Origin of the sequence: Acidaminobacter sp. JC074 (assembly GCF_022496765.1) — a bacterium.
In the GTDB taxonomy this organism is placed as follows: Bacteria; Bacillota; Clostridia; order Peptostreptococcales; family Acidaminobacteraceae; genus JABXKX01.
Window position 1 is genome coordinate 1 of the sequence record NZ_VANV01000163.1, and the last position, 396, is coordinate 396.

Consider the following 396-nt stretch of genomic DNA (forward strand, 5'->3'; position numbering starts at 1 on the left):
TGTTGCCCATACCAGCGAGGTGTAGCCAAACAGACGCTTACGCGAGAAGGTCGCTGCGATTTCGGAGAAGACACCGAATACCGGCAGAACCAGAATGTACACTTCCGGATGACCCCAGGCCCAAATCAGGTTGATGTACATCATCATGTTGCCACCCATATCGTTGGTAAAGAAATGGGTGCCCAGGTAGCGGTCCAGGGTCAGCAGCGCGACGGTGACGGTCAGAATTGGAAAGGAGGCGATAATCAGGATGTTGGCGCMCAGAGATGCCCAGCTAAACACCGGCATCTTGAACATGGTCATGCCAGGGGCACGCATCTTGATAATCGTTACGAAGAAGTTAATACCGGTAAGCGTTGTACCAATACCGGATAGCTGGAGAGCCCAGATCCAGTA

The 396-nt window shown here is 52.7% G+C and carries 1 protein-coding gene; it reads right to left on the reverse strand.

All coding sequences use genetic code 11. From position 1 onward, the window contains the following. A partial coding sequence (locus tag EZV73_RS28500) for a cbb3-type cytochrome c oxidase subunit I (protein ID WP_240843944.1) occupies nt 1-396 on the reverse strand: 396 nt, incomplete at both ends.